Origin of the sequence: Pseudarthrobacter sp. 1G09, assembly GCF_050038305.1 — a bacterium.
Lineage (GTDB): Bacteria > Actinomycetota > Actinomycetes > Actinomycetales > Micrococcaceae > Arthrobacter > Arthrobacter equi.
In genome coordinates, this window is sequence record NZ_CP188306.1 from 2,733,852 (window position 1) to 2,752,416 (window position 18,565).

The 18,565-nt window shown below is 68.3% G+C and carries 15 protein-coding genes; 6 read left to right on the forward strand and 9 right to left on the reverse strand.

Annotated features, from left to right (window positions below; genetic code table 11):
- Positions 1-65: 65 nt before the first annotated feature.
- Positions 66-728, forward strand: a complete 663-nt coding sequence (locus tag ACP3TD_RS12560) for a DUF1684 domain-containing protein (protein WP_426763298.1) — start codon at positions 66-68, stop codon at positions 726-728.
- Between the two features lie 101 nt (positions 729-829).
- Positions 830-1,321 carry a GtrA family protein gene (locus tag ACP3TD_RS12565; RefSeq protein WP_426763300.1) on the forward strand — a complete coding sequence of 164 codons (492 nt, stop codon included), beginning with the start codon at positions 830-832 and terminating at the stop codon, positions 1,319-1,321.
- 13 nt (positions 1,322-1,334) lie between these two features.
- On the opposite strand, the gene ACP3TD_RS12570 is transcribed toward ACP3TD_RS12565, so the two are convergent.
- From ACP3TD_RS12570 to ACP3TD_RS12590, 5 genes are read right to left on the reverse strand one after another with little or no spacing between them, the layout of a single operon-like run.
- Complete coding sequence (locus ACP3TD_RS12570) at positions 1,335-2,492, reverse strand: cysteine desulfurase family protein (RefSeq protein WP_426763302.1); 1,158 nt, start codon at positions 2,490-2,492, stop codon at positions 1,335-1,337.
- A 4-nt stretch (positions 2,493-2,496) separates the two neighbouring features.
- Complete coding sequence (nadC, locus tag ACP3TD_RS12575; protein WP_426763303.1) at positions 2,497-3,411, reverse strand: carboxylating nicotinate-nucleotide diphosphorylase; 915 nt, start codon at positions 3,409-3,411, stop codon at positions 2,497-2,499.
- Entirely contained in the window at positions 3,404-5,050 is a 1,647-nt protein-coding gene (nadB, locus tag ACP3TD_RS12580) for an L-aspartate oxidase (RefSeq protein WP_426763304.1), read from the reverse strand. Before nadB ends, nadC begins: the two co-directional genes overlap by 8 nt.
- Complete coding sequence (nadA, locus tag ACP3TD_RS12585; protein ID WP_426763306.1) at positions 5,050-6,351, reverse strand: quinolinate synthase NadA; 1,302 nt, start codon at positions 6,349-6,351, stop codon at positions 5,050-5,052. The genes nadB and nadA overlap by 1 nt, the downstream gene beginning before the upstream one ends.
- A complete protein-coding gene (locus tag ACP3TD_RS12590) occupies positions 6,348-7,058 on the reverse strand; it encodes an NUDIX hydrolase (RefSeq protein ID WP_426763307.1) in 711 nt (236 codons plus the stop codon). The genes nadA and ACP3TD_RS12590 overlap by 4 nt, the downstream gene beginning before the upstream one ends.
- Positions 7,059-7,294: 236 nt before the next feature.
- Between ACP3TD_RS12590 and ACP3TD_RS12595 the strand changes: the two genes are divergently transcribed.
- The 3 genes from ACP3TD_RS12595 to ACP3TD_RS12605 all read left to right on the forward strand — a co-directional run bounded on the left by ACP3TD_RS12595 (position 7,295) and on the right by ACP3TD_RS12605 (position 10,345).
- A complete protein-coding gene (locus tag ACP3TD_RS12595) occupies positions 7,295-8,674 on the forward strand; it encodes an amino acid permease (RefSeq protein ID WP_426763308.1) in 1,380 nt (459 codons plus the stop codon).
- A gap of 108 nt (positions 8,675-8,782) precedes the next feature.
- Positions 8,783-9,610, forward strand: coding sequence for an alpha/beta fold hydrolase (locus ACP3TD_RS12600; RefSeq protein WP_426763310.1), 828 nt, complete (start codon positions 8,783-8,785; stop codon positions 9,608-9,610).
- A gap of 87 nt (positions 9,611-9,697) precedes the next feature.
- Positions 9,698-10,345, forward strand: a complete 648-nt coding sequence (locus ACP3TD_RS12605) for a phosphoribosyltransferase (RefSeq protein WP_426763311.1) — start codon at positions 9,698-9,700, stop codon at positions 10,343-10,345.
- Positions 10,346-10,451: 106 nt separating this feature from the next.
- Here the strand turns inward: ACP3TD_RS12605 and ACP3TD_RS12610 are convergent, their stop codons facing one another.
- Complete coding sequence (locus ACP3TD_RS12610) at positions 10,452-11,786, reverse strand: MFS transporter (protein ID WP_426763312.1); 1,335 nt, start codon at positions 11,784-11,786, stop codon at positions 10,452-10,454.
- A gap of 275 nt (positions 11,787-12,061) precedes the next feature.
- On the opposite strand from ACP3TD_RS12610, the gene ACP3TD_RS12615 reads away from it, so the two are divergent.
- A complete protein-coding gene (locus tag ACP3TD_RS12615; protein WP_426763313.1) occupies positions 12,062-12,796 on the forward strand; it encodes an IclR family transcriptional regulator in 735 nt (244 codons plus the stop codon).
- Positions 12,797-12,833: 37 nt separating this feature from the next.
- Here the strand turns inward: ACP3TD_RS12615 and ACP3TD_RS12620 are convergent, their stop codons facing one another.
- The 3 genes from ACP3TD_RS12620 to ACP3TD_RS12630 form a co-directional block, all read right to left on the reverse strand.
- The gene (locus ACP3TD_RS12620; protein ID WP_426763314.1) at positions 12,834-14,192 is read right to left on the reverse strand and encodes an MFS transporter; all 1,359 of its coding nucleotides are present in this window, start codon (positions 14,190-14,192) and stop codon (positions 12,834-12,836) included.
- 107 nt (positions 14,193-14,299) lie between these two features.
- Positions 14,300-17,377 (reverse strand): AAA family ATPase, encoded by a 3,078-nt coding sequence (locus ACP3TD_RS12625; RefSeq protein WP_426763315.1) that lies wholly within the window; start codon positions 17,375-17,377, stop codon positions 14,300-14,302.
- A complete protein-coding gene (locus tag ACP3TD_RS12630; protein WP_426763316.1) occupies positions 17,374-18,552 on the reverse strand; it encodes an exonuclease SbcCD subunit D in 1,179 nt (392 codons plus the stop codon). The genes ACP3TD_RS12625 and ACP3TD_RS12630 overlap by 4 nt, the downstream gene beginning before the upstream one ends.
- Positions 18,553-18,565 lie beyond the last annotated feature (13 nt).

Consider the following 18,565-nt stretch of genomic DNA (forward strand, 5'->3'; position numbering starts at 1 on the left):
CCGCCGGAGCAGCCGTCGTCGTGCGCTGCGCCCTCCGTACGCGGCAGTGCGGCTAGGCTGGGGATATGGCGTACGGGCAGCAGGGCATGGACGAAGAGAACCTGGCGGAAATGTCCGCCGTCGACATCGCCGACTGGAGGTTACGGACCTTCAACCTTTACGACTATGTGCGCCGGATCGCCGCCGATAACCCGGCGGAAGCGCATTCGTACTGGCGCCATCAGCGTGACCTGATGTTTGCCACGCATCCGGCCTCGGCGCTGTCGCCGGCGGACAAGGCGCAGTTCTCCGGGTTGAAGACTGCTGACTACGATCCCATCTACCGGTTCCATGTTCCCCTCACCAAGGAGGGCGCCGGCCGGGAAATGAGCGTGGAAACGGGCACTGACGGCGTGGTCAACTTTGTCCGGCTGGGCACGTTCGACCTTCCCGAGATGGGGCAGCTGGCCGTGTGGAAGCTCAAGGGATACGGCGGCGGCATCTTCGTGCCGTTCCGTGATGCCACGGCCGGCCGGCCGGGTGGCACCTACGGGGCAGGCCGGTACCTGCTGGACACCATCAAGGGCGCGTTCCACGGAGTGCAGGGTTCCGGCCCCGACGCCACGTTCGTCCTTGACTTCAACTTTGCCTACAACCCGTCCTGCGCGTACAACGACGCCTGGGCGTGCCCGCTGCCCGGCCCCTCCAACCGGCTGGCCGTGGAAATCCCGGCCGGCGAGCTCTACTGACGCTTCAGGAACCCGGGCGCTGCCTGTCCTGCGGCACCAAACACACCGCCGCGCCCGCGGACTGAACCGGGACGGTGCTCCCGATATGGCAGGGTGGACGGATGGATTCCACCAGCGCGCCGGCAGTCGTCCAGGAGCAGCAGGACGCCCGCCGTACGCCGGCCGCCCTGCGCCGCCGCGGAATCCTGCGGTTTCCGGTGGTCCGGCAACTCCTTCGCTTCACGGGTGTGGGGATCATCTGCACGGGCGCATCCCTGGCGCTGTACGCCTTGCTCCGTCCGTGGATCGGGCCGCAACCGGCAAACGCCGTTGCCCTGGTCCTGACTTCCCTGCTGAACACCGCGCTGAACCGGCGGCTGACGTTCAAGATCTCCGGGACCCAGCGCCGGGCCAGCGACCACCTGAACGGGCTGGTGGTGATCGGCGTGGCGCTGCTGATCACCGGAGGCAGCCTGGGCGTCCTGCACTGGATCAATCCGGACGCAACTGTGGCGGACGAGCTGCTGACCACCACCCTGTCCGGGTTCCTGGCCACAGCGGTCCGGTTCACGCTGCTCCGTCACTGGATTTTCCGCCGGGCGCGGCACCGCTAGCCGGTCCACCGGGTCAGTTGGTGCCGAGTGACCTTACGCCGGCCACGGCCGAGCTCACGGCCTTGGCAGCGGCGTCCAGGTCTTCTCCGGTCACCGCCGCGTCGAAGCTGAAGCGGACCGCCGTCTGCGCCACTTCGCGGTGAATGCCAAGGGCCGTCAGCACGGCAGAAGGTTCATCCGAACCCGCTGCGCACGCAGATCCGCTGGAACACACCACACCCTGGCGTTCGAGTTCCAGCAGGACCGATTCGCCGCTGGTGCCGGGAAAGCAGAAGGATGCCAGCGAGGGCAGCCGGTCCATGGTGTGCCCGGTAAGGATGGCCTCCGGCACTCCTGTAAGCACGGCGTCAATGAATGCGTCCCTCAGCCGCGAGACCCGCCCGGCCTGTTCACGTTGCCCGGCCTGCGCCAGGGCAAGTGCGGTGGCGAGGCCCACGGCCCCTGCGACGTTTTCGGTGCCGGACCGGCGTCCCCGTTCCTGTCCACCGCCATGGAGCACCGGTTCCAGGCGGACCCTGCCCCTGACGTAGAGCAGGCCGCAGCCCTTGGGGGCGCCGAGCTTATGGCCGGAGATGCTGAGGGCGTCCACGCCCAGGGCAGCGGTGTCCAGCGGCAGCCAGCCCGCCGCCTGGACGGCGTCGGTATGAAAGGGGATGCCCTTCCGACGGGCCAGCTCCGCGAGGGCCGGGATGGGCTGGACCGTGCCCACCTCATTGTTGGCGTACATGATGCTGACCAGCGCCGTTTCCGGCCGGAGCAGCGGCAGCAGCGCTTCCGTCGTCACCTGTCCGGTACCGTCCACGGGAACAACGTCAACGGAGAAGCCGTGGAAGCGTTCAAGGTACCTGGCGGATTCCTCCACGGCGGGATGCTCGACGGCGCTGATGACCACACGGTTCAGGGCGGGGTTCGCAGCCTGCCGGGCCAGGGCAATGCCCTTGACGGCAAGGTTGTCCGCCTCGGTGCCGCCTGAGGTGAAGACCAGCTCGCCGGGCCTGCACCCCAGGACCGCGGCCACGGAGGACCGGGCGCCGGCGAGCGCGGCGGCGGCCGATTCCCCCAGGCTGTGGTGGCTGGAGGGGTTTCCGAAGTCACCGGTCAGGTAGGGCCAGATGGCCTCCAGCACTTCGCGGCGGACGGGTGTGGTGGCGGCGGCGTCAAGGAAGATCATGGCTTCACCCGACGGTCAGTTCCACGTCCAGGCCGAGGTCCAGGGCAGCGACGGTGTGGGTGAGGGCTCCGATGGAGATGACATCCACGCCGGTGGCGGCGATCGCGGCGACGGTGCCAGGGTTCACGTTGCCGCTGGCTTCCACGCGGGCCCGTCCGGCCACCAGGGCAACCCCTGCGCGCAGCTCATCCAGGCTGAAGTTGTCGAGCATGATGGTGTCCACTCCGGCGGCGAGGACGGGTTCGATCTGGTCCATCCGGTCCACCTCCACTTCGAAGTGCGTGGTGTGGCCCAGCTGGGCCTTCGCCGCCAGGAGGAGTCCGGTGAGTTTGGCGGGGTCGCCGCCGGTCATGACTGCCAGGTGGTTGTCCTTGGCGAGCACGGCGTCCGAGAGGCTGTAGCGGTGGTTCGCTCCCCCGCCGCAGCGCACGGCGAACCGCTCGAGGATCCGCAGCCCGGGGGTGGTCTTGCGGGTGTCGGTAATGCGGGCCTGCGTTCCTTCGGCAAGCCGGACGAACTCGGCGGTCCTGGTGGCGATGGCGGACATCCGCTGGACCAGGTTCAGCGCCACCCGTTCGGCGAGCAGCACCGAGCGCGCCGTTCCGCTGACGCGGGCCAGGTGAGTGCCGGCGTCGAACCCCTGCCCGTCGTGCACCAGCAGGTCCACGTCCGTTGCCGGGTCCACCAGCTGCATGGCGTCCCGGAACACCGTGGCGCCGCTCAAGACGCCGGGGACCCTGGCGTTCAGCACGGCTGTGGCGCGGGCCTGGGCGGGGATAAGCACCTGGGAAGTGATGTCACCGGCCGGCGCGTCCTCCGCGAAGGCACGCTCCAGGATGTCGCGGACGGGTGCAGGCGGAAGGGTGAAGCCGAGGGCGGCGCCAGTACGGACGTGATCGATCACGGTGGGTTCAGTCATGGGAGAGGCTCGCTTCCGGCCGGAGTGGGATGGTCTCGACAGTTTCGTCGCTGCGGTAGTGCGCGCCCAGTGAATCGCGCCGCGCCAGCGCTGCGGACACCAGCAGCTGCGCGGCCAGGAGCAGGTTGCGGTCTTCGTGCACGGCAGGGTCCGCGGAGCCAGGCACGGCATCGGGGCGCACGACGGCGGCCCAGCGCGCCAGTATGCCGGCAGCCCCGGTCAACAGCTCTCCGGACCGCAACACCCCGGCATGGGACGTCATAAGCCGGCGAAGAGCCTCGCGGGAAAACGGTTCAGTCCCGTGGAGGGCACCAAGGACAGCGTCACTTCCCAACTGGACGGGTGCCGGATTAGTTGCCGAGGGATTTGCGGAACTGCCTTCCAGGAAGTCTTCAACAGCCCGGCGGCCGAAGACGAGCCCTTCGAGGAGGGAGTTGCTGGCCAGCCGGTTTGCCCCTTGGACTCCGGTGCACGCAACCTCCCCTGCGGCGTAGAGCCCGGGAATGCTGGTGCGGCCGTGGAGGTCGGTGGCGATGCCGCCCATCCAGTAGTGCGCTGCCGGGGCGACCGGGACCAGTTCCCGGGTCCAGTCGATGCCGGCGTCGAGGGTTTTGCGGGTGAGCGTGGGGAACCTCTGCAGGAGGAAGCCCGTGCCCCTGGCCTGTTCGATCCCCCGGGCGTCGAGGTAGACGTGGCCGTTGGGGTCGCCGAGCTTGGCCAGGTGGAGGGCGATGCTGCGGGATACGACGTCGCGGGGCGCCAGTTCGGCATCAGGGTGGTAGGCCTGCATGAAGCGGCGGCCGCCGGAGTCCAGCAGGGTGGCCCCTTCGCCGCGGACGGCTTCGGAGATCAGCAGCGGTCCTTCCAGCCGGGCCGGGTGCGCGGTGGCGGAGCTGACCAGGCAGGTGGGGTGGAACTGGAAGAACTCGAGGTCTGCCACTGCCGCTCCGGCGCGGACGGCGAGCGCCAGTCCGTCGGCGGTGGCAACGGCGGGGTTTGTGGTTTGGGCAAACAGTTGTCCTGCTCCCCCGGTGGCGAGCAGCACGGCATCCGCATCCAGGTCCGAGTGCCGGCCGTCCTGGAGGTACTGGACTCCTGCCACCTGCCCGTCCCGGGTCACCAGGGCCGTGGCCTGGGCGTGCGTGAGGATGGTGAGCTTTCCGTCGTCCCGCCGGGACAGGACTGCCTGGATCAGCGAACCGGCGACGCGTGCACCCGTTGCATCTCCTCCTGCGTGCAGGATCCGCGGGGCACTGTGGGCTGCTTCGAGCCCAAGGGCCGGGCCACCGTCGTGCGTGGCCCCGGCCGTCCCCGCCCCGGCGTGGCCCGCATCGAAGGCAACACCGTAGCGCTGGAGGCCGGCGATGTCCCGCCGCGCCTCCGTGCACATCAGCCGGACGGCGGCTTCGTTGCAGTGCCCCGCCCCCGCGCGCAGGGTGTCTGCGATGTGGGCGGCCACGGTGTCGCCCGGGGCCGGTTCCGGCAGTACCGCCGAAATGCCGCCCTGTGCGTACCAGGTGTTGCTGTGCTCGAGGCTGCCCTTGGTCAGCAGTACCACGTCCGCACCGGCATCTGATGCCAGCAGGGCGGCGTACAGCCCTGCGATGCCGCTGCCGACGATGACAAGCCGGCGGCTCATCAGGGCCTCGCGGCGAGCATGCGCTCAAGGGCGGTGCGGGCGTTGGCCTGGACGGCATCGTCAACGGTGATGCGGTTGACCACCCGTCCGGCCACCAGTTCCTCCAGGACCCAGGCCAGGTAGCCGGGGTGGATCCGGTACATGGTGGAGCAGGGGCAGATCACCGGGTCCAGGCAGAAGATGGTGTGCTGCGGGTATTCGGCGGCGAGCCTGTTCACCATGTTGATTTCGGTGCCGATGGCGAACGTGGTGGGCTCGGTGGCGGCGGCAATGGCCTTCTTGATGTAGTCGGTGGAACCAGCGGAGTCGGCGGCGTCCACCACTTCCATGGGGCATTCGGGGTGGACGATGACCTGGACACCCGGGTGCTCTGCCCGGGCCTGCTCAATCTGGGCCACGCTGAAACGCTTGTGTACGGAACAGAACCCGTGCCACAGGATGACTCTGGAGTCCAGCAGCTGCTGTTCTGCGTTGCCGCCCAGGTCCTTGCGCGGGTTCCACATGGGCATTTGCTCCAGTGGAACGCCCAGGGCCTTTGCGGTGTTGCGCCCCAGGTGCTGGTCCGGGAAGAAGAGTACCCGCTGGCCCCGCTCGAAGGCCCATTCCAGGACAGTCTTCGCGTTCGAGGACGTGCAGACGATGCCGCCGTGCTCGCCGCAGAAAGCCTTGAGGGCTGCGGAAGAGTTCATGTAAGTGACGGGGATGACCGGAACCCGGCCGTCGGCGTCGGGCTCGGTTCCGAAGATCTCCTCCAGCTGCTCCCAGCATTCCGCTACGGAGTCGGCGTCGGCCATGTCCGCCATGGAGCAGCCGGCGGCCAGGTTGGGCAGGATTATGGCCTGTTCCGGCGTGGACAGGATGTCCGCCGTCTCCGCCATGAAGTGCACGCCGCAGAAGATGATGGCTTCGGCCTCCGGCTTGGTGAGGGCGGCGTTGGCAAGCTGGAAGGAGTCACCCACGAAGTCCGCGTACTGAATGACTTCATCCCGCTGGTAGAAGTGGCCCAGGATGACTGCCCGGTCGCCCAGGCTGGCTTTGGCAGCGGTGATCCGCCGGGCAAGCTCTGCGTCAGTGGCGCGCTTGTACTCCTCCGGCAACTGGCCCTGCCGGGGGGTTGCCGCCGGGGCAACGTCCGCACTGGAGGCACCGGGACCGTAGGCGGGGATGCCGGCCAGGGCTTCGGCGAGGTCGTAGTCCCACGGCCCCTTGGCAAGGGCAGGGCTGCAGGTGCTGCCGCGGGCAGCACCATTTTCAGCCTGCTCGCGCGTGATCAGCTGGATGGCTGTGTTGACGCTGCTCATGGTGTGCTCCTGTTGTCTGGGTCGAGGCCGGGGCGGCCGGTGTAGCGGTAGAGGCGTGGCGGGCGGTGCTTGCCACCCTGCAGGTATTCGCCGGTTTCTTCGATTTCCGGTGTTGCCTTGAGCTGGCGGCGGAAGTTGGCCGGGTCCAGCTGGCGGTCCAGGACTGCCTCATAGACTTCGCGGACCTGCGCCAGGGTGAAGTATTCGCCGAGCAGGTGGTAGGCCACTGAGCCGTAGGCGAGTTTGTTGCGCAGCCGCCAGAGGGCGTAGTCCACGATCGCGTTGTGGTCAAAGGCGAGCTCGCCCAGCCGGTCCGCCCGGAACCACCGGACGTTCTCGGATTCGTCAGCGAGCGCCGCTTCCGTGGGCTGGACCAGGGCCCAGTACACGATGGACACCACGCGCTGGGAGGGTGACCGGTGCAGCCCGCCGAAGGCGTACAGCTGCTCGAGGTAGCTCGGTGCCAGCCCCGTGGTGTCCCGGAGGTTCCGCGACGCTGCGTCCTGCAGCGACTCATCATGCGACAGCGGGCCGCCGGGAAGCGCCCACAGGCCCTTGAAGGGCTCACGGATGCGCCTGACCAGCGGCAGCCACAGGGTGGGCCGCCCGGAGGACTCACTTGGGCGGAGCGCGAAAATGACTGTCGAGATTGCCAGCGACGGCGGCGCGGCCTGGCGTTCGGAGACGTTTGCCGAACTGGAGAACATGGCCACACCGCCTTTCGTTTCATCAGCTACACGGCACCCTCAGGGACCGCGCTAGTTATAGTCAATTTGACCTGAACTAATTCTACGGCCACGCCGGGCCGGATGGGAAATGTTTCTGCTGACGCGGCCGGGCGCTCACCGGGCCGGCCCGGTGAGCGCCCTCCCGGCGAAGGGAGTAAATTCAAGAGGTCCCACGAGGAATATCACGCCAAACCCCAAGAAGGTTCAACCGCACCATGACGACGAAGTCCGCATCCGTACGCCCGGAACGCCACCTGGGCCACACCATGAAACCCCGCCAGCTGACCATGATGGGCCTGGGCAGCGCCATCGGCGCCGGGCTGTTCCTCGGCTCCGGAGCCGGGGTGCAGGCTGCCGGCCCCGCCGTCCTGCTGTCCTACCTCGTGGCGGGCACGCTGATCATCCTGGTGATGTGGGCCCTGGGTGAGATGGCAGCCGCGAACCCCAACAGCGGCGCCTTTTCGGTGTATGCCGAACGCGCGCTGGGGCGGACCGCCGGCGCCACCATCGGCTGGCTGTGGTGGCTGCAGCTGGTGGTGGTCATCGCCGCCGAGGCCCTTGGCGCCGCCGGGCTCCTGTACTCCGTGTGGCCCGTGGTTCCGGTCTGGGCCCTGGCACTTGCCTTCATGGTGGCGTTCACCGCGATCAACCTCGCCGGGGTGCGGAACTTCGGTGAGTTCGAGTTCTGGTTCGCCATCCTCAAGGTGGCCGCGATCGTGCTCTTCCTGGCAGTCGGTGCCGCCCTCTTGCTGGGCTTGCTCCCGTCCGTCACGTCGCCTGGATTGTCCAACATCACCTCCGACTTCGCCCCGCAGGGCCTCGGTGGGGTGGCCGCCGCACTGTTCGTGGTGATCTTTGCGTTCGGCGGCACGGAGATCGTCTCGGTCGCCGCTGCCGAGACCCAGGACCCCGAGCGCAGCGTGGGCAGGGCCATCCGCACGGTGGTCTGGCGCATCCTTGTTTTCTATATCGGCTCCGTGTTCGTCATCGCTGCGGTCCTTCCGGCCACCTCCGAAAGCCTGGCGTCCCCCTTCGCCGGCGTCCTGGACGCCGCCCGCATCCCCGGTGCGGCAACGGCGATCACCCTGGTGGCCGTCGTCGCTCTCCTGTCCGCACTCAACGCCAATCTGTACGGCGCCTCCCGGATGGCCTACTCGCTCGCGGAACGCGGCGAAGCCCCGCAGTTCCTGACGCGGCTCAGCGGGGCCAGCGTGCCGATGCTTGCCGTGGCTGTATCGGTGGCCTTCGGCTTCGTGGCCACCGTGCTGGAACTGCTCTTCCCGGACAAGGTCCTTCCCGCGCTATTCCAGCTGGTGGGTTCAACGTGCCTGGTGGTGTGGGGAAGCGCCCTGGTGTCCCAGCTGATCCTGCGGCGCCGCGCCGCACGCGACGGCACACCGCTTCCGCTGAAGATGAAGGGGTTCCCCGCCCTGACCGTCCTGGGGCTTGTCCTGCTGGGGCTGATCTTCGCGGTGGGCTTCAGCGCCGAGGAGAGCCGGGTGCAGCTGTTCAGCACCTTTGCGCTGATCGCGGGCATTGCCCTGGCCTGCGCCGCAGGCGCCCGGATCCAGGGCCGCCGTCGCCCGCCCGAGTGACTTGAAAAACCCGGCAGCCCGGCCGGTAGAGTGGCTTGTACCTTCGGCGGCGCCGCACGATCCGTGCGGACCCCCGCCACCGTGTTCGAGTTGATGAGGACTGACACCATGAGCGGCAGGCACACCGGCCAACAGCATGCGCACACTGTGGAGGGCACGGACCCCCAACTGTTCGTGGCGGTGCATGATCCCGCTGACGATGCCGGGTTGCGTCCGGTCCTGCTGCTGCACGGCTTCTCCTCCTCGGGAAAACTCAACTGGGAAGACACCGGCTGGGTGGGCGCCCTCCTGGAGGCTGGCCGCCGCGTGATCACGGTGGACCTGCCCGGCCACGGCCGCAGCGGCGCGCCGGAGGACCGTGATTCATACTCCCCCAGCCGCATCCGCGCCGATCTGCTGCAGACAGCGTTCGACGCCGGCGTCCGGCCACTGCAGGATGGCGACCCTTCCAGCGGGCTCGACCTCGTGGGCTACTCGCTGGGATCGCGGCTGGCGTGGGAGTTTGCCTCCACCCAGCCCGAGATCGTCCACCGCCTGGTGCTTGGCGGCCCCAACATCTCCGATCCGCTGGCCGAGTTCGACCTGACGGCCGCCCAGGATTACCTGGCCGACGGCACGCCGATCGCCGACGCGTCCACCGCGCAACTGCTGAAGATGGCGCTGCTGCTGCCCACCAACAACATCTTTGCGTTGCTCACCCTTGTCGAGGCCATCAAGGCCGAGCCCTATGATCCCGCCGAAGCGGTCCCCCACGTGCCAATGCTCCTGGTGGCCGGCGACCAGGACGAACGGATCGGCAGCCTCCCCAAACTCGCGGAGCTGGCCAACAGTACCGGGGGCATGGCTGAGCAGCTGGTCCTGCCGGGCCGGAACCATACCAATGCCGTCACCAGCAGGGCCTTCAAACAGGCGGCTATCGCTTTCCTGGCGGTCTGAGGATTCCGGCACCCCGGAACCTGAATGTCCCGGCGGGCGCCCGGCGGTAGGCTGGAATCACAGGGCCGGAAGAGCCTGGAGGGGCAGATGGGTACGCGATTCGAAGACCGAACCGAGGCAGGCGAGCGCCTCGCCGCCGCTCTGACCCAATTCCGGGAGCGGCCCGGTGCCGTGGTCCTGGGCCTGGCCCGCGGCGGGATACCGGTGGCAGCGGCTGTGGCCAAGGCACTCTACCTTCCACTGGGGACCGTCCTGGTCCGCAAGCTGGGGATTCCGGGCCACGAGGAAACCGCGTACGGAGCACTGGCGTGGGCCCGCGGCCGCACTGTCAGGCTGGTCAACAAGCCGCTGGTGGACCGGGTGCTGGAGCACGGCGTCCGGCGCGAATGGCTGGACGAGGTGGAAGGACGCGAGCGTGCCGAGCTACAACGCCGGGTGGGCCTCTACCCCGGAACGTCCATTGACCTGGCCGGGAAGACCGTGCTGCTGGTGGATGACGGCCTGGCCACCGGCGCCACGATGCGGGCAGCCGTGGAAGCGGTCCGCGAGAGTGGCGCTGCCGTTGTGGTGGCCGCCGCTCCGGTGGGTTCGATCGAGGCCGAGGCGTCAGTGGAGCGCGTTTGCGATGCCGTGGTCTGCCTGCACCTGCCGGGCAAGTTCCGGGCAGTGGGCAGTTTCTACCGGCACTTCGAACAGCTGTCGGACGACGCCGCCATCCACTACCTGATGAATTAGCAACGGCGGGCCGGACGCAAAAGTCCGGCCCGCCGTCGACGTCGTTCCCCCGGGCCCCGCCGTCAAGTTTCCTTAGCCGAAGCGGAGCGGGGCGCGGGACTGGTGCTCAGTGGTGGGCGCTGACGCCCAGCGGGCGGCCCTTGGTTTCCTTGGCCAGCACTACCCCGATGGCGGAGATGACGCACAACACCATGATGTAGATGCCGATGGACCCGGCCCACTTGGTGCTCTGCAGCAGTGTTTCAGCGATGGTGGCCGCAAACGCGCCGCCCAGGATGGCGCCGAACGCGTAGCCGATCGAGATGCCGGAGTACCGGACGTTCGCCGGGAACATTTCGGCGTACATGGCCGACATGGGCCCGTAGGACAGTCCCAGTCCGATGGTGAGGACGAACAGCGCCACACCGTAGAGCCAGATGTTCTTCGTGTCGATCAGGGCGAACATGGGAAGCATCCAGGCGAATACGATGGCGTAGCCGGCCAGGAACGTCTTGACCCGACCGATCTTGTCGGAGAGCCAGCCGCCCACCAGGGTGAAGATCAGCCAGCCGAATGACGCCAGGGTGGTGGCCAGCAGGATCTGCGGTGTGGGCATCTTGAGGGTCCTGGTGGCGTAGGAAATGAAGAACGCAATCAGCAGGTAGCCGGCGGCATTGTTGCCGATGAAGATCAGGGTGGAGTACAGGACCGGGAGTTTGTGGTTGCGGATGAGCTCGCCCAGCGGCGCTTTGCTTTCCTTTTTCCGCAATGCCATCTCCTGGAAGACAGGGCTCTCGGCCACGGCGCGGCGGATCAGGTAACCCACCACGATCAGGACGATGGACAGCAGGAACGGAACGCGCCAGCCCCAGGCAGCGAAGTCTTCCTTGGACATGCCGCTGTTGAGGAAGAAGAGCAGGCCGGTGGCCAGGATCATGCCGACGGGAACGCCGATCTGCGGGTAGGCGCCGAAGAGGCCACGCTTGTTCAGGGGTGCATGTTCAACGGCCATCAGGGCGGCGCCGCCCCATTCGCCGCCTGCGGAGAAGCCCTGGATGACGCGCAGGAGGATCAGCAGGATCGGGGCCCAAGCGCCGATCTGGGCGTAGGTGGGAAGCATGCCGATAAGGGCCGTTGCAGCACCCATCATGACCAGCGTGAACACCAGCATGGCCTTGCGGCCCAGCCGGTCACCCAGGTGCCCCGCAACCACTGCGCCGAGCGGCCGGAACAGGAAGCTGATGCCGATCAGTGCGAAGGACAGGATCTGCGCCAGTCCGGGATTTGACTCGTTCAGCGGCGCCAGGAACAGCGGGGACAGCAGCGTTGCCGTCAGCTGGGCAAAGATGAAGAAGTCGTACCACTCGATAGTGGTGCCGACGAGCGTGCCCGCAAGGACCTTGCGCTCTTCCCTCCGTGTGCTGGGACCGGAGAGTGTATCCACCTGGGAAGGTGTGGTCATCGAAACTCCATTGTTTATTGGCGGCATGCACCGCCGGACGCCTTCAGGATTACCGACAGAACGGTCAGTTGGTTAGTAGAGTACTACGAAAATGTGAGACGCAACACGGGTTCGGGCTTTTTGTCATCGTGGACGCCTTCGGCATCGAATTCTATATTTGAACTGTGTGTTCCTAAATAGAAAATATCCTGCTCCTGCGAGGTGGACAAGGGCGCGCAAAAGGTCCGGCTGCAGTCAACGCCGAACAGGATGGAAGGCACTCTAGGATGGAAGCCATGAATCCCACCGCGGCAGCCCGGACCGAAGCAGCGCCGGCGCAGGCCTCAGCGTCCCAGACGCTGTCGCGGGGTATCCGCGCCCTGGAGATCCTCGCTGCCTCACCGGGCCCGCTGACCATCGCCGAACTGGCCGATGCCATGGGCGTCCACCGGTCGGTGGCCTACCGGATCCTGCGCACGCTTGAGGACCATTCACTGCTGGTACGCGACGACGCCGGAAAGGTGCAGCCCGGCCCCGGCCTTGCGGTCCTGGCACGGGGAGTCTCGCGAAACCTCCAGTCTGCCGCCCTCCCCGAGCTCACCCACCTCGCAAACACCCTGGACATGACGGCGTTCATCGCGGTCTGGGACCATCATGACTGCATCACGCTGGTCACCGTCGAGCCGCGGCATTCGGGGGCCACAGTGGCCCAGCACCCCGGCACGAGGCATCCCATTAACGCCGGGGCACCGGGCATCGCCATCCAGTCAGCGTTCACCGGGGCCGAATGGGACCGGCTGGACACCGGCGTGGCCTACCGGCAGGAGGCCGGCGAGGCCCGCCGGCTGGGGTTCTCGGCAAGCCACGACGAGGTCATAGCAGGGGTTTCCTCCCTGGCTGCCCCCATCAGGGTGCCGGGCGGCCGGCCCGCCGCCCTGGCCGTCGTCTACATCCGTTCCGCCCACGATCCCGCTGCCGTGGGTGCCGCGCTGGCGGGGAGCGCGGCGAGGATCCAGGAGCAGTTGGCCTGACCTGTCCGGCCAGGCCGACACCGAAGGCGTGGTGGCATCAGCCGCGGCTGCCGGTTCCGCGCTTTCCAAGGACGACGGCGGCAGCGGCGCCCAGCAGCGCCAACAGCATGGAGGCTGCAATGGGCACCAGGAACGCAAGGTGGTGGCCGCCGGCCTCTGCCAGGTAGCCACCGATGGCTGAGCCCAGCGCCGTGCCGGCCACAATACCGCTGGCCAAGGCTGTCATGACCGTTCCCAGCCGGCCGGCGGGCGCCAGCATGCCGCCTGCCGTAAAGACCGTCACCATGACCGGGCCCACCGGGATGCCCAGGACCAGCAGCACGGCCACCATGGCGGCCAGGGAATCCGGCAGCAGCAGGAGCAGGGACAGGAGGGCCATCAGTCCTGCCGACACGATCCATCGCCGGGGCAGTGTGAAGCTGCGTGGCCAGTAGGCCACCGAGAGTGCCGCGGCGGCGGAGCTCAAGCCCACCGCCGCGTACAGCAGTCCGGCGATTTCCGGGCCCGCGAAGGGAGCAGAGAACGAGCTGAGGGCCGCTTGCGTCGAGCCGAAGAACGTTCCCATGCAGACCATGGCTGCGACGGGGAGGGCGACGCCGGCCGGCAGCCGTCCGGCCCGGGAGGCCGGCTGCCCGGTTGCTGCCTTCCGCGCCGCTGGCCGCACTGCCCGGTGGGTGGGGTGGGCCGCGAACGCGGGGACCAGCGTGGCAGTCATCGCGGCGGCCAGGGCGAGGGGCAACCACGGAGCCAGGAGGCTGGCCAGGATTCCCACCAGCGCCGGGCCCAGGACGAACGTGACTTCGTCGGCGGTGCTCTCGTAGGACAGGGCCGTGTCCAGATCGGCGGCCTGCTGTGACGCCGGGCCATGCGACGCCAGCGCCATCCAGCGCACCCGGGCCAGGGGGCCCACCTGCGGGGAACTCGCACCGGAAACAAGCGCCGCCGCAATAACGGCTCCGAACAGTCCGCCGGAAGTTACAGTCGCGGTGGCCGCCAGAATGAGTGCCAGGACCGCCACCGTGTTGATGATCGCCGCGGTCAGCAGGACGGGCCGCTGTCCCCGCCTGTCGGCGAGCGCACCGAGCACGGGGGCGCCAAGGGCCGAGCCGATGCCTACAGCCCCGGCAGCCGTGCCGCCCGCGGCGTAGGACCCGCTGACAGATGTGACCATGGTGAGGGTTCCCACCGTCAGCATGGCGAGCGGAAGCCGGGCAAAAAGGCCAAGGGGAATGAAGCTGCGGCCGGCCAGCAGGGGAAGCCGGGCAAACCGGCCGGTCCTGGCCGGCTGGGGAACGCCCCTGGCCGCTGCTGGTTGCGATGGGGATCCGGGTTCAGTTGATACCGGGGACGGCGGCGCGGTGGGCGGCGACGTCGGAGAAGGGCTGTGTGAGGTCAATTCCGGGCTCGTTCAAATCATGCGCATCGTCCCTCCTCCCGATGCGCGCAACCCGGTAACTACACCATTCTACGCCTGCATCCGAACCGCGGCCCGGCCACTGCGGGTCAACCGGCGTCGAGTGCCTCCGAGATCCTCAGCGTGGATCCGGTCCGGCCCTTGAGCACCTGCAGTTGGGTCCCGATCCGCTGCTTCATCTCGCCGACGTGACTGACGAGCCCCACGACGCGGCCGCCATCACGCAGTCCCTCGAGGGCGTCCATGACCTGCTCCAGTGATTGCTCGTCGAGGCTGCCGAAGCCCTCGTCCACGAACAGGGTTTCGATTTCCACTCCCCCGGATTCCTGCTGCACGACGTCAGCGAGGCCCAGCGCCAGGGACAGTGAAGCCATGAAGGACTCACCGCCGGACAGGGTGGATGTGTCACGGCGGTGGCCCGTCCATTGGTCCACCACTTCCAGGCCCAGCCCGGATTTGGCACCGCGGGCCGCTTTGGCGTCGGTGTGCTGCAGCAGGTACCTGCCGTCACTCATCGCCACCAGCCGCTCGGACGCCGCAATGGCAACCTGTTCCAGGCGGGCTGCGAGGACGTAGCTGTTCAGGCTCATCCGGTATGTGTTCTCGCCCCTGCCAGCGGCTGCGTCCGCCAGTCCCGCCAGCATCCGGGCCCGCTCCGCCGGTTCCCTGGCAGCACCTGACAACGCGGCGTAGTCCTGGCTGATGACGGCCAGCGATGCCAGGCACCGTGCGGCCATCCCGGCGGCGAGGTCCGCCTGGCGCGCCAATTCGCGTGACTCGGCAGCTTCACTTTCCAGCCCGGCGAGCCGTTCCCCGCTGGGGTCAAACCCTGCGGATTTCTCGTCCGCGGCGCGAACCAGGTCTTCGGCAGCGAACAGCTCCCGCACCCTGGCTGCCTCATCCTGGCCGGCACGGACTTCGGCCTGGAGTCCGTCCGCCTCCGCGCTGTCGAGGAGTTGGCCGCGTGCTTCCTCGGCCGTCGCGAAGCCGGCCGACGGCAACGCCAGCTCGAGCTGTTGACGGGCGTCATCCGCCTGTGACTGCGCCACTGTCAGCGCGGCCTGCGCTGCCACGGCCTTGTCAAGCACGGCCACCGCGCCCTCCAGCGAGCGCAGCCGCCGGGCCAGGCTGGGACGGCCGGCCCGCAGACCGGACAGGGCCTCGTCCAGCGCAGCGGCCTGATCGGACACTTCTGCCAGCGATGACTCCGCCTGCGCCCGCCCCGCATCAATTCCGGCCTTGGCGGCTGCGGCCTCGGCAATTCCTGCGTCCAGCGCCTCAAGTTTTCCGCGGACCCCTGAAAGGTCCGCTGCCGCACGCTCCGCCTCTGCAGCTGCAGTACGCGCCTCTTCGGCGGCGGCGAGTGCTTCGTCCTCGGGGGTGTCGCCTCCCTGCCCGGCAAGAACCGCCACCGACTGCTCAGCGCTGCCCAGTTCGGCGCCAACCCGGGTAAGGGCGTCATCTGCAGCCTCGTAGGCAGCGTGTGCTGCGTCCTCTGCCTGTGCCAGCCCCGGGCCCTGGCTGCCGCCGGCGGCAGGCGCAGGATGCTCGGCGCTGCCGCACACCGGGCACGGGTCACCGGCCTGCAGCTGGGCGGCAAGTTCTGCAGCGGCATGGGTGAGCCGTTCCTCCCTCAGGTCCAGCCATTGCTGCTTGGCCTCCAGTTGGCGTTCCCTGGCCGCCTCGCAGCGCAGCTTCACGGCATTGCGCGCCGCCACAGCTGAGGCGTGGCGGCGGACCACATCCAGAAGCTCTGCTGCTGACGCTGCTTCCTTGCTCCGCAGCGCAGCGGTTCCGGCCAGCAGCTCCAAGGGCCCCAGCCCGGCTTCGAGACCTGCCCGTTCGTCCAGGAGGGCCGCAGAGCGGATCCCGAGCTTGGCTCCCGCCGCCTCCAGCTCTGCCTGTTTCCTGCCAAGGTCGGCGTGACGCTTCCGCAGGGCCTGCAGCCTGTCTTCGTCCGGAAGGCGCGCCTCCACGACGGCCAACAGGGAACGGAGCCGGCCCAGTTCATCCGCGGCAGACGCCGTGACGGATGCCGGCAGGGAAGCTGCACTGCTCCCCGCCGCAGCGCCGTCAGTGAGTTCCAACGGCGCCAGTTCGGGGTCGTCGTCAGCGGCAACGCGAAGAAAGGTCAGTGCCGACTCCGCGGCCCGGGACGCACTGGCGACCCTGGCCGCAGCAGCGTCAACGTTTTTCAGCTGGCCTTCGAGGACTTCGGCCTTGCGGTGCCGTGCCAGGCGGGCCGCAAGTTCTTCGAGTCGGGGAGCCGCATCCGCAACAGCATTCCGCCGGGCTTCGGCCGCTTCAAGCCTGCGCCGCCGTTCGCGGCGTCCGGTTTCCTCATCGACAGCCAGTGTCCGCACTGCGGCCGCCGTTTCGGCCTCCGCCGCGGACCCGCGAAGTACCTCCAGGCGTTGCCCGACGGCTCCTTGCAGCCACTCGAGCCGTTCGGCCGCGTTGTCCGCCGAAGGTGCGCCGTCCTCCGCCAGGTCCAGGGAGGCGGCCTCGGATTCGGCACGCGCAGTGAGCAGTTCCAGTTGTCCCGAAAGTGCAGCGACGCTTTCCCGGGCCGCGAGCGCCTCCCGGGAGAGCTCCTGTTCCAGGGCTTCGAATCGCTGGGTACCGAAAAGCTTCTGGAGCAGCTCGAGCCGATCAGCAGCCTTCGACCTGAGGAAGGCGGCAAAGTCCCCCTGCGGGAGCATCACCACTCGGGTGAACTGATCGCGGTCCATCCCCAGCAGCGCGGTGATCTCTGCACCGGCCTCGTCATTGCGGGCGGACTTTTCCACCCAGGCGCCGTCAACTCGCTCCCGCAGGAGCGTCTTTGCCTGTTGGGTGGTAAAGCCGTTCCTGCCGCGCGCACTCGGCTTGTCCCAGGCTGGCGAGCGGGTGACTTCGAAGTGCCTGCCCTGCGCCGAAAATTCCAGGGTCACGGCAGGTTCCTTGGACGGTTCTGCGTGGTCGCTCCGGAGGCGTTTCCCGTCCTGCCGCGCACCCGGCACAGAGCCGTACAGGGCGAAGCAGATGGCGTCCAGGACGCTGGTTTTTCCTGCACCCGTTGGCCCGTTCAGGAGGAACAGGCCGTGCCCGCTGAGCCGGTCAAAATCAACGTCCTCGGTCCCCGCGAAGGGGCCGAAACCAGAGATGCGGAGGTGGTGGATCCTCACAGTGCCGCCTCCTGGAGCCGGACGTTCTCCAGCGCGGCCGCGAGCGCTGCCTTCTCGGCGTCGTCCGGTGTTCGGCCGCGGACGTGTTCGAGGAACCCGCAGCACACTGCGAGGTCGTCCGGGGCTTCGGCGAGCCTGCTGCTGTAGCTGGTGGACAGCGCCGGTGTGCCGCCCTGGGGGTCGAAGCCCAGCACCAGGGTGTCCGGGAACCTTTCGCGGAGCCGCTCCATGGCGCGCGCCGGCCGCTGGTCATCCGTCAGCGTGACCTGGCAGTAGGCAGTTTCGGCCCATGCGTGCTCCGGTGACCCCAGGAGTTCCGCCAAGGGACCCCGCAGGACCGCAAGGTGGCGCGGGGCGTCCCACAGCACTTCCTCCACAGACCTGACGCCGTCCGGCCCGAGGTCCACCAGCCAGGCGCCCTTGCTGTGGTTGGCCTCGGAAAAGGAATAGGCCAGGGGTGAGCCTGAGTACCGGACCTGCGGGGAAAGGGACTGGCGTCCGTGCAGGTGGCCCAGCGCCACATAGCTGAAGCCGTCGAACAGGTCCAGCGGGACTGCTCCCACGCCGCCGATGCTGAGTTCACGTTCGCTGTCCGAGCTGATGCCGCCGCTGGCGAAGGTGTGGGCCAGGACCACTGAATGGACGGCAGCGGAGCCGGCGCGCCGCGCGATGTCCTCCCGGATCAGGTCGGTGGCGGCGCGGGTGACATCGAAGTGGCTGGCCGCCTCCACACCCAGCTGCCCGGCAACGAGACGCGGTTCCAGCCAGGGGATGCCGTAGATGGCGGCGACGGCGTCCCCGCCGGCCGCATCCGGACCCAGCGGCAGGAGCAGCGGCTTGTCCAGGTCTTCCACGCGTGTCCGCAGGTGCACTCCCCCGCGTTCGAGCAGCCGGGCCGCGAAACCCAGGCGGATGGCGGAGTCGTGGTTGCCGCTGGTGAGGACCACCTTTGCCCCGGCGCCCGTGATCCCCACGAGGGCCTCATCCAGCAGGCGCACGACGTCGACGCCCGGCAAGGCGCGGTCGTAGACGTCCCCCGCAATCAGGACAACGTCAACCCCGTGATCCGATACCGCCGCCACGAGCTGGCTGACGAAAGCACGCTGGGCATCAAGCATGCCCACGCCGTGGAAAGACCGGCCGAGGTGCCAGTCCGATGTATGAAGTAACCGCATCTTTCTAAGCTAT